Source organism: Acinetobacter sp. AS167, from assembly GCF_037152175.1.
Lineage (GTDB): Bacteria > Pseudomonadota > Gammaproteobacteria > Pseudomonadales > Moraxellaceae > Acinetobacter.
In genome coordinates this window covers 52,078-65,937 of record NZ_JBBCMP010000017.1, presented here as the reverse complement: position 1 = coordinate 65,937, position 13,860 = coordinate 52,078, and the positions used below count along the sequence as shown (strand labels likewise).

At 36.0% G+C, this 13,860-nt stretch carries 8 protein-coding genes; 2 read left to right on the top strand and 6 right to left on the bottom strand.

The annotated features are described in order from the left end of the window. From WFN33_RS18970 to WFN33_RS18945, 6 genes are all read right to left on the bottom strand, one after another. Positions 1–809, bottom strand: an 809-nt coding sequence (locus WFN33_RS18970) for a BapA/Bap/LapF family prefix-like domain-containing protein (protein WP_336954584.1), incomplete at its 3' end; no start/stop codon positions are given. Positions 810–1,171: 362 nt separating this feature from the next. Beyond that, positions 1,172–2,359: an HlyD family type I secretion periplasmic adaptor subunit gene (locus tag WFN33_RS18965; RefSeq protein ID WP_336954582.1), complete on the bottom strand. Its 1,188-nt coding sequence runs from the start codon at positions 2,357–2,359 to the stop codon at positions 1,172–1,174. Beyond that, the gene (locus WFN33_RS18960; RefSeq protein WP_336954581.1) at positions 2,356–4,497 is read right to left on the bottom strand and encodes a type I secretion system permease/ATPase; all 2,142 of its coding nucleotides are present in this window, start codon (positions 4,495–4,497) and stop codon (positions 2,356–2,358) included. The genes WFN33_RS18965 and WFN33_RS18960 overlap by 4 nt, the downstream gene beginning before the upstream one ends. After that, positions 4,494–5,909, bottom strand: coding sequence for a TolC family protein (locus WFN33_RS18955; protein ID WP_336954580.1), 1,416 nt, complete (start codon positions 5,907–5,909; stop codon positions 4,494–4,496). The genes WFN33_RS18960 and WFN33_RS18955 overlap by 4 nt, the downstream gene beginning before the upstream one ends. A 1,097-nt stretch (positions 5,910–7,006) precedes the next feature. After that, the gene (locus WFN33_RS18950) at positions 7,007–9,082 is read right to left on the bottom strand and encodes a bifunctional diguanylate cyclase/phosphodiesterase (RefSeq protein WP_336954578.1); all 2,076 of its coding nucleotides are present in this window, start codon (positions 9,080–9,082) and stop codon (positions 7,007–7,009) included. A 209-nt stretch (positions 9,083–9,291) separates the two neighbouring features. Next, the gene (locus tag WFN33_RS18945) at positions 9,292–11,475 is read right to left on the bottom strand and encodes a carboxy terminal-processing peptidase (RefSeq protein WP_336954577.1); all 2,184 of its coding nucleotides are present in this window, start codon (positions 11,473–11,475) and stop codon (positions 9,292–9,294) included. 196 nt (positions 11,476–11,671) lie between these two features. Here WFN33_RS18945 and nagZ point away from each other — a divergent pair, with 196 nt between their 5' ends. Together nagZ and WFN33_RS18935 are read left to right on the top strand one after the other, a co-directional pair. Next, a complete protein-coding gene (gene nagZ / locus WFN33_RS18940; RefSeq protein ID WP_336954575.1) occupies positions 11,672–12,691 on the top strand; it encodes a beta-N-acetylhexosaminidase in 1,020 nt (339 codons plus the stop codon). 237 nt (positions 12,692–12,928) lie between these two features. Then, positions 12,929–13,774 carry a class I SAM-dependent methyltransferase gene (locus WFN33_RS18935; RefSeq protein WP_336954574.1) on the top strand — a complete coding sequence of 282 codons (846 nt, stop codon included), beginning with the start codon at positions 12,929–12,931 and terminating at the stop codon, positions 13,772–13,774. Positions 13,775–13,860: the final 86 nt, after the last annotated feature.

Below are 13,860 nucleotides of genomic sequence, written 5' to 3'. Positions count from 1 at the left end.
CCATCTGGGTAAGTGACTGTGACTGTTGAGCCTGGCTCAGCTGTACCTGTAATAGGATCTTTTCCATTAATTGGATCTACTACAGGAGCTGTTGGTGGAATAGCATCTACAACGACGACCGTTGGTAATGAATTATTCCCTGCTGGGTCTGTCGCGATTACCTTAACTTCATCCCCATCTTTTAAACCAGGATTTGGCACTGTCCAAGTTCCATCTGGACCAGCAACAACTGTGGTTTTGGTACCATCTGGGTAAGTGACTGTGACTGTTGAGCCTGGCTCAGCTGTACCTGTAATAGGATCTTTTCCATTAATTGGATCTACTACAGGAGCTGTTGGTGGAGTAGTGTCAGGTTTTACTGAAGATTTACCATTATTACTATCATTATCATTCGCCCACCACAAAATTCCTGCAGCAGTTAATGGTACTGATAACCATGCCCATGGCGAGCCTGCACCATCATGATAAAGTAGTGGTTCTATATCATCTATATAACTATATGTGATATTTTCTAATAATGCGCCATTACTATCTGTAAATTGCACCCAAACTAATTTATGGTTGCCATCTTCAAAAACTAAACTATTATCAGTTGAATAATTACCGCCATTAAAAAAATCAACTATTACAATTTTATCACCATTTTTTAAAGTGATAATTGCATTCCTACCATCTTGTTTTATTTCAGAAACATCATCTTTATTGACCTTTATTAAAACTACGGATGCTTCTGAAAGTGAAACATTATCTTTTGTTGTGGTTTCTAAGACCTTATGGCTTTCCTTAGAAACAACTTGTATTTCTGACATATTTTCTGCCCCTTAAAGGATTTTATTTAAATGAATCCAATTTAAAGCTCTTAAATAAAAAGAGCCCAAACTATGGAATAAATTAGATAAAATAAAGGCAAACCTCAACACAGAAATAAATTATATACATGAATTTCATCACACAAAAAAAATAAAAATTCAGTATATTTTTTAATCTCAATTATTAAATTAGAGATATTTATTAATTTTCAATAGTTTATTTTGTTTTAATGTATAAAATACATTTATTAGACTATTATGTTTTAAAATCCAAATAATAAAATTCATATTTTAAAATAATAAAAACATTTTGAAATAAGTATGAATTTTTATATTAAAAATTCATACTTATATTTTAAAATTTATCTTTCGCGCAATGCTTCTTTTACTTTATTAAATGGTTTTAATAAATAATCCAATATTGTTTTCTCACCTGTACGAATATCTACAGTCGCCACCATACCTGGTGTAATTGCAAATGATTTTTTTTCTTTATTATAAAGTTTGTCAGAATCCGTACGAATATATACTCTATAGTAAAACTGATCTTGCTTTACTTCATCTCGAATAGTATCAGGAGATATCACTGTCACTTTACCTTTCAATCCTCCATAAATTGAATAGTCATATGCTGTAATTTTTACTAGTGCTTCTTGTCCGGGATGAATAAAAGCGATATCACGTGGCAAAATTCGAGCCTCAATCAAAAGCTTTTCATCAATTGGAACTATCGTCATAAACTTCCCATTTTGCGGTATAACACCGCCATGTGTTGTCACCGAAATTTCTTTCACAACACCGCGCACGGGGGCTCTAAAAATAGCCCGATCCAAACTATCGGTCCTCCCCACAACCACTTGTTGTTGAGTTTGGATATCCATATTGGCTTTAGCTAATTCTTCCCGTGCTTTCACATAATATTGATTTCGAACATCATTCATTTTATTTTGTAAATCATTTGCCGAACGACGCAAGCGTAAAACTTCAACTTCACTCGCAGCTCCTTTAGCAACCAATGGCTCAGTCATAGTTAACTCTTGCTTTACCAACTGTAAAGCCTCTTTGTACCCTTTCAGGGTTTGCTCCACATCCTCTCGTCTAGACTGATACAGCGCCGTTTCTTCACTTACCAACATTGAATCTGTTGTAACAATCTTAGGGAAAACTAATGGTGTTCCATTCACTTCTGCACGTAAACGAGCTGCTGTTGCCTGAGCTGCCACCAGTAAAGATTGGGATTCACCAACATTTGATGCAAAACGAGTAGGATCTAACTGTGCCAGTATTTCACCTTTTTCAACAATATCACCTTCTTGTACATTTAATTTGGTGAGAATTCCCCCTTCCAAAGATTGTATTACCTGCTCTTTAGAAGAAGGGATAACCTTTCCTACTCCTGTAGATACTTCCTCAAGTTTAAATATCCAAGCCCAAATACAAAAAATCAGAAAGCCAATACCTACAATCCAAATGATTAAGCTCACACGGGGTAAAGATGGTTCAGTATAGGAAACATTCATTGAACGATCTTTTTCTTGTTGCTCGCTCATGAATTATCTCCTTGTTTAACATTATTGTGTTGAATAGTTGATTGACTTAATATCTCGTCTCTTGGCCCATCCATGACAATTTTTCCATCATTAACGACAACAATGCGATCAACTAGTTCTAAGACAGCCCGGCGGTGAGTTGCAACAATAAGCGTTCGATGAGCTAACCAATCTTTTAAGTGATCAATTAGTTGTTTTTCTGAGACATCATCAATGGAAGCTGTAGGTTCATCCAGCAAGAGGATATTTGGTTGACGAATGAGTAACCGAGCCAAAAGAAATGCTTGTTTTTGCCCTCCAGAAAAACCAATACCTCCTTCCAAAATCAGATGGTCAAGTCCTTCCTTCTTTTCTTGAATAAAAGCAAGAGCTCCTGTAACAGTCAAAGCATTTAATATGTCATCGTCTGTTGCTAAAGGCGCACCTAGGGTCAAATTTTCTCGAATCGTGCCGTAGAACAAATATGCATTCTGATTGAGTAAGCCCATATCACGTCGTACATCAGATGGATCTATTAAAGATAAATCTAGACCATCGAGATGAACTGCACCTTGATTGGGTTCCTGCATACCTGATAGCAATTGCAACAAAGTAGACTTACCTGCGCCATTACGACCTAATATGGCGACTTTTTCACCTGCTCGAATTTTTAAATGACGAATCATAAGACTCGGTTTAGGATCCTCATCTCCATATTGAAACAAAACATTCTTTAACTCATAGTCCCCATTCAAAACCGGCTTGTGAACTAAATGAGAACGCTCAGCTTGATCAATAGGTCGCTTCATCAGCTCATCTAAACTTTGTTTCGCTATTTTGGTCTGCTGTAAACGTCCCAAAATTCCTGTAATCTGGGCAATTGGAGCGAGCATTCGTGATGACAAAATTGAGCATGCAACCAAAGCACCCGTTGTCATTTCACCATCAATGACAGCAAAACAACCCACTAAAACAACCATAGCGTATGTTAAACCCTGAAGTTTTTGCGTCCAGGCCATCAAAGTGCCGACAATTTTACGTTGTTTCATCCCGATATCAGCGGAAATCTCATTCATATGGTTCCATTGATTTTGGAAACGAGATTCTGCCCGCAATAACTTGATATCTTCTATACCCTGAACCACCTCTACTAATATTGCATTTCGAATAGCCGACTCACGCATCCCCTCTTGTGCTAACTGCGCCAATTTTTTCTGTACCAAAATTGCGGGTAAAATCATAAGCGGGATAACCAACAACATCACCCAAAATAGATTTCCACCAATGAAAGCAAAAATGAACAGAAAAAGAAAAAAGAAGGGTAAGTCAGCAATTGCACCAATTGTAGTTGAAGTAATAAGTTCTCTAACACCTTCCAGTTCACGGATTTGAGAAATAAAACTACCCGTCGATTTTGAGCGATCTTTATTTTTAATTCTTAGTGCATGTCCCAAAACGCGATCTGAAATACGTAAATCAGCTCTTTTACCAATAATATCAGACAGATAGACACGAGATACACGTAATACGAATTCAAAGATCGCCGCAATTAATACCCCACCAGCTAATACCCATAATGTTGAAATAGATTGTGAAGGTACGACACGGTCATAAACCTGCATAGAAAATATAATGGTTGCCAATGCCAATATGTTTGCAATCAAAGAGGCAAACATTATATCTATATATCGCTTCCAATCGCGTAAGGCAATCGACCAGAACCAATTTTCTTGATATGGCTTAATATATTCATCAATGCGAGCATCAGGAATTGAAGTCTCTGGCCGCAAAGTGTATACATACTTGATTTTATCTTTTAATAAATCTATATGAATACTTTGTGATAAACCTTGATCACCACTAAATTGAATATTAACATTTCCTTGCTTATCTGCTTTATCAACGACCCCAACTTGTCCATCATTTAGTTCAAAAATGACAGGTAAAAGCCATGGGTTTAAAAGCTCTACAGAAAAATTAGATTTACGTAGATTTAATCCAACCTGACGGGCGATCAATAGTAAAATGTCATCCAGCTTTTGGTTTTGATTCCATTCCAATTGTAAGCGAATTCTTTCTTCTGATGGCTCAATCCGATAATACTTTGCAACCGTGAGTATTGCTTGTAACCAGGGTTGATAATTTTTTTTTGTCGTCATGGCTGAACTTCGAACCCCTGAATTGAAATATTGTTTAAGCCATAAACTTGTCGCGAACGACCTGTTGCGGCAATATACTGAACAATACTGTTATAGATGTCATAACGTGCTGTCTCGAGCTCTGTATTTGCACTATGGATTGCTTGTTCAGCATTAAGTAAATCAACCAATGAACGTGTTCCCAGCTTATATTGTTCCTGATATAGCTCTCGGGTCCGAACGGTTGTTTCTTGTCTATTTGCTAAAACTTGTATTTGGCGCTGTTTGTTTTCAATTTGTTCACGACTCGTTCTAATCTGATTTAGAACATCTCGGTATACTGAGTTCACTTCTGATTTGGCAGCTTCTTCCGCATAACTCGCCATTTTAACTTGCGAAGAATTAGCCCCCCCTTGGTAAAACTGACTGGTCGCTTCAAGCATAATGGAACTATAAAACCCATCATCTCTACCATTATTCGGATTACGACCATTTAAGGCCTGATTTAGCGAACCTTTAACCGCAAGCGTTGGATAACGAGTTAATCGGGTTTGTTCTTTTTGGGCTTTTGCAACTTCTACCTTAGCTAGAGCTACAATCATTTTAGGAATGATATTAAATTGAGGTTCACCATATAAATCAGATTGCATAACAAGATCGTCAGGAATCAGCCAAACCTTATTAAAAATATCTACACCAAGAAGAATGCGTAAATGTTGCTGATATTGGCGTAACAAAGATTGTTGAGCAATTAAACTTGATTGCGCTGACTCTAGATAAGATTGAGCTTGAATTGGGTCAGCTTGACTACTGATTCCAGCATTTGCGCGTAAATTTGCGATATCCTTAATTCGTTGAATACCCGTTATTTGTTGCTCAGCAATTTTATTTAATCGTAAATAGCGCTGAATATTAATAATAGTTTGGGATGCATCTAAAGCGATATCATCAATACTGACTAAGACATTTGCTTGTTCAAGTTGTACCTTAGCTTGCGCTACTGAAACTCCAGACTTTATTTTCCCGAAATCATAAACCATCTGGGTTGCATTTAAACTGAGTAACTGGCGGCCACGCTCTCCTGTTGTTAAATCTCCAGTACTGACTCCTCCTGATAATTGCGGATAATAACCAGCTTTTGCAAAATCAACGCCTGCATTTTCTGCTGCTAAATTAGCAATCGCCTGTGAAATATCAGGATTCTGTTGAATTGAATAATGGATAGCATCAATTAAATTAATAGAATCATGTGTTAAAATATTAGGTACAGTAGGAAAAAAACCTTCATTTCCAATTTTTTGAAATTGACTTTGATCTACTTGCAAATTGCTTAGTTTTTGCAACTCAACAAATTTATAACTTTGATCAGTTTCAGGAGCAAAAAGTTGAGAAATTTTATTCTTTAAATTTTTCTCTGGTTTGGCTAATATCATTTCAGCCTTCACAGTCGATGCAATAAAAATAATATAGAAAATTATAAAAAAATTACTCGTTAAGCTAATTATAAATAGAAACTGATTTTGGTGAAAAAACGTATTCCTCATTGAACTTCTCATCTTTTAAAATATTAAAAAACAAGAAAATAGCCAGCTTATATCCATGAATTTTAAAACCTTACTTCTTTTATGAAATTTTTTAGAGAATAATTTAAACTAAGAACAAAAAAACATATGCTTCAAAAAAAAGTAACTAACACCAACACAACTTGTTATTTTATATAAAATTTAGTTGATTAAAAGGTGTTTAATACACCAGAAGCTTTAATGCACATTTAAAACAGATATATTTCATAAATCAAAAAATGATCATATTGAGTGAATAATATTTTTATTGAAAGTTTCTTCTCCCTTTGAGATAAAGCTAGAATGAGAAAGGATTTCACGTTGATTTATAATTTTAACAATCGCTTGTGAATGATGCCTAAAAAACAAACTAAATAGAATTATCATGATAAGATAATACATATTAATACTAAAAAGCTGTCATTTAATTTAAATAAAAAGCATCTACTTAAGACTTAAAATATTTCACATTCAGAATAAAACATATAAACCAATTAATATTAAAGATAAAAAATAACTTCTAACTCTAAATTAATATAGCTAAAAAAATTTTTACAAGAGGCTCAATATATAAATTAATTTTTATTACTTCAGATTATTAAAAAAAGATTAACTATTATCATCCGGCTCCTTATAAAACTTAATTCAAAATCAACATCTATTTGATTTTTATTCAATATTAGAAAAAATAGTAAGTACGGTTTAAAAAAAATCCTAAACTAACAAGATAAAACTAGTATCTTTTTAAAGCGAAGAAACTAATAAACACTACTATAAAAATATTTAAAAAATTTTATTATATTTAATGAAAAGCTGACTTAGGACTTAGAAAATCGATAAATCGACTAATATTGCTGAGAAAAAAACTACTATATTATTTTAAATTCCAAGTAAAATCAGATTATAATCATCTTAAATTTAGTTTTAATGACAGTTTAAATTCGTCACATGATTCAATATTTTTATATTTAAGGTACAGCTTTAACCATACTATAATTAGTTTCTAAACGATCTACCGGTAGCGGCATGCCTAACAAATAACCTTGTAATTGCTGACAACCTAAGCGTTTAAGAATCTGCGCCTGTTGTTCAGTTTCAACACCTTCTGCCGTCACCACCAAACCCAAACGAATCGCCAAATGAATAATACTTTCTAAAATGATTTGTTCTTTTGAACCTTCACACAAATTACGGATAAATTCTCGATCTATTTTTAATTCATCTACTGGTAAATCTTTTAAATACAAGAAACTCGAATGGCCCGTTCCAAAATCATCAATTGCCAGTCGGATACCTAAATTTCTTAATTTCTCAAAGGTTTGAATACTGTCATCAATATGATGCATCGCTGTAGATTCAGTAATCTCAATAATTAAATTACCATTCTTGACATGGTATTTTTGAATCAATTTTTCTAAAGTTTCAATCAAATGCTTATGTTCAAATTGCACAGCTGAAAGATTTACGGCGATGGGACCAAAAGCATATTTTTTATCTTCCCACTCTTGAATTTGCTTACATGCTTTTTCTAAAGCCCAATAACCCATACGAATAATCAGACCCGTTTGCTCAGCACCATCAATAAACATGCTCGGTGCAAGTAAGCCTAGGGTTGGATGCTTCCAACGGATTAAAGCTTCTACGCCACAAATTTGGTAGTCGGCTGTGAATTTAGGTTGATAAAATAGAATAAATTGTTGTTCTTCTACTGCTTTATATAAATCATTGATGAGTTTAGATTGACTTCGGCTTTGGTGTTGTTGGTCTAAAGAACTGCTATAAACACTAAAAGTATTACGACCCTGCTCTTTCGATTGCATCATGGCTGAATCAGCATTAATCAATAAATCTTGTAAGTTCTGCCCATGATCTGGAAAAAATACAATTCCAATGCTGGCAGAAATATTGATTTCTTTACCTGAAATTTGAAACCCATCTTGTATTTTTTGTAAGAATAATTCAGCAATTTCTTCAGCTTCATTACGATTAGAATCTTCAAGAATCAGAATGAACTCATCTCCACCAATACGAATAAGTCTTTGTCCGTCCTTGAGCAAAGGATATAAACGCTGTGCGAGTTTAACCAGAAGTTCGTCACCTATATGATGACCAAACGCATCATTGACTGATTTAAAGCGATCTAAGTCAATATAAATAAACGCAATTTTAGTCTGTATTTCTTTATAACCTAAAAATAAAGCATCTGTGTATTCAACTAGAAATAATCGATTTGGAAGTTTAGTCAGATTGTCTTGAAGTGCTAAGTCTTCAAGCTCTTTATTGGCTTGTAATAACTGTAAACTACGTTCTTCTAATCTTCGTTCTAAAATCGCTACACAAAAAGCAGAAACAAGGATCAAACTCGCTACAAAAATAATGGTAAACAATAAAATACCTTGTCCTTCGTGTAGTTGACTTCCAAAATGTTTTTCATGCACCGATGAGATCGTCGCCGCAGCCATACCAATATAATGCATTCCCACAATGCTGAGCGCGATCATGATCGATACAGCAATTTTATAGAGCATCTTATGATTAAAAGAATTCTTATATTTAAAGGCGAGCCAGAAAGACAATCCTGAACCACTTATAGCCATGATGACTGAGAGCATCACTAAAATAACATCATAATCAACTTGTTGATTTGGAATATTTAAACCCAGCATGCCGATATAGTGCATCCCAGAAATTCCCAACCCCATCAACAATCCACCCAAAATCAGCCGTACAATAGGCAAAGTTTCTTGAGTTGTCAGCCAAATCGCAAAAGTCGACGCCAATGCAGCAATAATATATGAAATCACTGTGAATGTTAGATCAAAGGAATAACCTTGTGGTAGATCACAAGCCAACATTCCGATAAAATGCATTGCCCAAATTGCAAACCCAAAAACCATGCCACTCAAGCATAATATAATTTTTTGTTGGCGAGGCGAATGTTGCGTAAATATGAGTTGTTCTAATGAAATAGCTACGTAACAGATGATAACTGCAATACATGCAGAGCCTATTACGAGATTACTATCATAACTCATATAACTCATAAAAATTTACTTCCAGTAATGAACCTATTTTTGTTATAAGCAACCTTTATATATACAACCTAAAATTGCGAGAAGGTTCACCTTTTTTAAAGAGCGTTCGTTTTACTTAAAATATCACTATCCTATTGAACGTCAAGTTATTTTTTAAATCGAAATAAAAAAGCATACCCGAGATATGCTTTTTTATTTTACCTAAATAGAATTTTTAGTTATTTACTTGTTAGATGTGCCAAATCTAACAGAACGTTGGCAGCTTCATTCACAAAAGTCTCTTCTTCTGGCAAAGCTGGGCGCTGGTTTACTTTCATTTTTGCTCTCGACTCAGCCAAAGCATCCAAACTTGCTTGGTAGCTTTCCCAATTTGAATATGGTTTTAGTCCTGTTTCAGTACGGCGTTTGTTCTCTGCAGCCAATGTTCTTGCTTCAAGCGCTATTAACTCCGCTTTACGTTTATCAATATCTAGAGAGATTCGTTTCTGATCTTTAGCTTCTTGAGCAATCGCTTTACGCGTCTCTAAATATTGGAACTGAGAATCGCCTGCCGTACGAACTTTTGATTTTTCACCAAGCTGTGCCACATAAGGTTGAATTGAACCTTCACGTTTAAATGGCGCAGTCGGAATCGTATCCCATTTCAGGGCATTTTTCGCTTTACGCTCACCAAACTCTTCATCGTAAATATCAACCAATTTGATATCTGGTATCACACCTTTGTTTTGTGTGCTTCCACCTGTAACACGATAAAATTTACGCTGAGTTAAGGTCGCTTGACCATAAGCAAGACTATCTAATTGAACTTGTGCAGTTCCCTTACCTGTTGTTGTGCTCCCTAAAATAACTGCACGATCGTAATCTTGGAGTGCAGCAGAGTAAATCTCACTGGCAGAAGCTGATGCTAAGTTAACCAAAACAGCCAAAGGTCCTGAATAAGTTTGAGCACCACCGTCGGTGTCTTCAAACACACTCACATTCCCGTTACCGTCACGGATTTGAACCACTGGGCCCTCTTTAATTACCTGCCCAATCATTTTCGCAACTTCTTCTAAAGAACCACCTGGATTATTACGCAAATCAATAATAATGCCTTCAACATTTTGTGCTGCAAGTGACTTCAATGCTTTATTGGTATCTTCTGAAACAGAGCGATATTCAGTCCCTGCACGACGTGCACGATAGTTCAAATAGAAAGATGGTATTTCTAAAACACCAAACTTATGCTTTTTACCATCACGTGTAAGTTCCACAGTCCGTGAACGGACACCAGCATCTTCTTCTTGAATCACATCACGAGTAATTGTGACAACTCGCGCTTGGCTCATAGAGGCACCAGCAGCTAACAATTTCACTGAAACTTTGGTTCCACGTTTCCCACGTATCAATCCAACAATTTCGGAACTTGGCCAGCCAATCACATCGACCATCTTATTGCCATCTTGTGCAACACCAATAATGCGATCACCCGATTTAACCTGTCCAGTCTTACTTGCCGGCCCACCATCTACAATAGTTTCAATCTTGGTGTAGTCTTCATTACCACGCTCAGGACGAATCGAAACACCAATACCTTCAAGTTGTAAGGTGGTTTGACGATTCAACTCCATGGCATCAACAGGTGGAAAATAATTGCTGTGCGGATCGTAGGTCAAGGTCATTGCATTGAGGATACGTTCCAGCACATCATCACTCTTGGTTCGTCCAATACGCTCTAGTTGGCGGGTATACCGCTTGGTAAGCGTTTGAACCGGTGTAAGATCTTCTGATGCGGCTAAATCCTGACCATTGGCCAATGTTGGATCATCTTTTAATGCTTTTTGTTTGGCTTGATCTTCTTGCTTAGCAATAGTGAGATTGATTAATTGCGACACCAGCATTTTACGCCAATAGTTTTGCAACTCGGCTTTGCTTGCAAAAAACGCAGCTTTTTCACGATCGGCATCAATAAACTCATTCGGTTGATTTAAGTTCTGTGTCTTTTTGAGTTCAGCCAATTCAAATTCATAAAATTCTTTTAAACGCGCTCGATAATGCGCATGAATCGCAAATGGTCCAGACAAATCACCTGCTTTTAGTTTTGCGCCAAGTGTTGCACCATACTGTTTTTTATATTGTTCAATTTCTGAAGCTAAAAATAATGTGTGCTCTGGATCGAGGCTATCAATATACATGTCTAAAATACGATTTGATGTGGTTGCATCTAAACGCATATTCAAATAATGCTGACGGTCAATCAATGTTGCAAGTTGACGTGTCACTAAAGCTTGATCTTGTGAAGGATGAATCGATTGAGACACGTTTGTAGCATTGGTTTCCGCCATTGCCTGATTGATGGTATGGGTAAAGAATAAACCACCTGTTGCAAGTGCTATAGCGCAAGCGAGAGTTTGAATTTTCATAAATTCTTAATACTTCCTTGGGTTTTCCAATTTCTATATCGTTTTTCAATCTGAACTCAACAGTTTCAATATCTTAAACGACTTTATCTGTTTATGTTGTGTAGTTTTAGCATAATCTGTACTGACTAAGTGTAGCAAATCATTGCAGAAATCGGGTATTGTTTCCCAGTTTAAATAAATACAACCGTGGATTCCTATGATCGGCGCATTGATGCTTGATATTGCAGGCACAGAACTTACTCAAGAAGATATTGAACTATTACAAACTCCGCAAGTCGGTGGCATGATTTTATTTTCAAGAAATATAGAATCACCTGCACAAGTTCGCGCATTAACCGATCATATGCGCCAAATTCGCCCAGACATTCTTATTGCAGTTGATCAAGAAGGGGGGCGAGTACAACGCTTAAAACAAGGGTTTACTCTACTACCAGCTATGGGGCATTTTGGTGAGCTTTACTTAACTCAACCTGAAAAAGCATTAACACTGGTTGAACAATGTGGTTGGCTCATGGCAATTGAAGTGCTTGCTGTCGGGATTGATTTTAGTTTTGCCCCTGTTTTAGATCTCAATGATATAAGTGATGTGATTGGCGATCGCGCCTTTGCAAAAAATGTACAAGATATTGTGCCCCTAGCTAGTGCATTTATGAAAGGGATGCAACGTGCTGGTATGGCAACTACAGGCAAACACTTCCCTGGACATGGTTCAGTTAAAGCAGATTCTCATGTTGCTGCAGCAATTGATCCACGTGAATACCAAGATATTTATAATAATGATATGCAAAGTTTTATTCAGTTACAAACCCAGCTGGATGCACTTATGCCTGCACATGTTATTTATGAAAATGTAGATCCAAATCCTGCGGGCTTTTCACCCTATTGGATTGAAACGATTTTACGTCAAGAACTTCAATTTGATGGTGTGTTATTCTCAGATGATTTAAGTATGCAAGCTGCTTGTGTCGCAGGCGGAGCAGACGCACGTATCCGAGCTGCTCTCGAAGCTGGTTGCGATATGGGCTTGGTGTGTAATAATCGTGAATCAGCATGTATTGCATTGGCTGGAATTAACAATCTACCATTACCAAATCAAGCACGTTTAGAACGTATGCGTGGCAAAATTCCAGATATCACCATTGGTGAAAAATTTGAGCTTGGAAATGAATGGCAAACTGTCAAAAGAGTCATTGAAGAATTTAAAAATTCACTTTAAAAAGAATAGAAACACATCTATATGATGTTGATCTAGAAAAATTAACATCTCTTTCTTTTTATAAAAAGAAAGAGAAAAATTTAAGCTTTTTAACAGTTTAAAAAGCTTAAAATGCATATCTCTAAATAGTGCATTGGGAAGGATAAAAAAGAAGAACTGAGTAAAATTAAATTTTAGTCTTCTTTTTAATTGTTTTCGTAATCATCGAATTAGAAAAAATATAAGTTAAGGATAACTATGTCAGACCAACAACTTTCAAAGCACCGCCATATCTCATTTACAGCCCATTACACAGGCTATATTTGGTATAAAATGGGAATTTCTCATCCATTATTTGCTACATCAAAGGGTAAAACTTTAGCGATGATTGCCCATCCAATAGAAAGTTGGGGAGAAAAATATGTAGGCGGCAGTATGCGTACCACACTCAAACAACGTCATACTATGTTAGATGAGCGCTTAGCTAAACTGATCGAACAGTCTCCTGACTTACAAGTATTAGAAATAGCCGCAGGACTATCACCAAGAGGTTGGTGGTTTAGGCAACATTATCCCACGATTGATTATCGTGAATTAGATTTGCCCGATATGGCAAAAACTAAGCAAGCAGCGCTTAAGCAAATTGATAACGCGAGCCCAGATGTATTGTCTGTAGATTTATTTACAGACGATTTTAAAAAAGCCTTTGACGTATTTGATCCCCAACGACCGCTCGTTGTGATCAGTGAAGGTTTAATTAACTACTTTACCAAAGCACTTTTACAACAATTGATTCAATCGATTTCCCAGTACGGACAAGACTTCAAGAGCTTACATTATCTCACAGACCTCTATCCTGAACCTGTAAAAAACAAACTGGCTAAAGTGATTTGGAATAGTAGCAAGCTATTAAAAATCATGTCTCGAAGTGCTTTTACCTTTCACTTTATCAATCCAGAACAAGTGAAAAATTTTATCTATCAAGCTGGTTTTCAAAAAGTTGAAGTAATCCAGCCTAGTTCCTATTTTAATAAAAATTCAATTGAACACGATGCTGAAGAACATCTAGGTGATTTGGTGTGGATGATTGATGCACAACGATAAAGCAATCATTTGTTGCTATGATCGAGACTTGAACTCCTAACTATAAAAAACCAGTGAAAAAGACTGGTTTTTTAACAGAATAAACC

Excerpts from the sequence above, each read along its gene's own strand:
- WFN33_RS18965 (WP_336954582.1), bottom strand. The coding sequence starts at position 2,359 with ATGAGCGAGCAACAAGAAAAAGATCGTTCAATGAATGTTTCCTATACT.
- WFN33_RS18960 (WP_336954581.1), bottom strand. The coding sequence starts at position 4,497 with ATGACGACAAAAAAAAATTATCAACCCTGGTTACAAGCAATACTCACG.
- WFN33_RS18955 (WP_336954580.1), bottom strand. The coding sequence starts at position 5,909 with ATGATATTAGCCAAACCAGAGAAAAATTTAAAGAATAAAATTTCTCAA.
- WFN33_RS18950 (WP_336954578.1), bottom strand. The coding sequence starts at position 9,082 with ATGAGTTATATGAGTTATGATAGTAATCTCGTAATAGGCTCTGCATGT.
- WFN33_RS18945 (WP_336954577.1), bottom strand. The coding sequence starts at position 11,475 with ATGAAAATTCAAACTCTCGCTTGCGCTATAGCACTTGCAACAGGTGGT.
- nagZ (WP_336954575.1), top strand. The coding sequence starts at position 11,672 with ATGATCGGCGCATTGATGCTTGATATTGCAGGCACAGAACTTACTCAA.
- WFN33_RS18935 (WP_336954574.1), top strand. The coding sequence starts at position 12,929 with ATGTCAGACCAACAACTTTCAAAGCACCGCCATATCTCATTTACAGCC.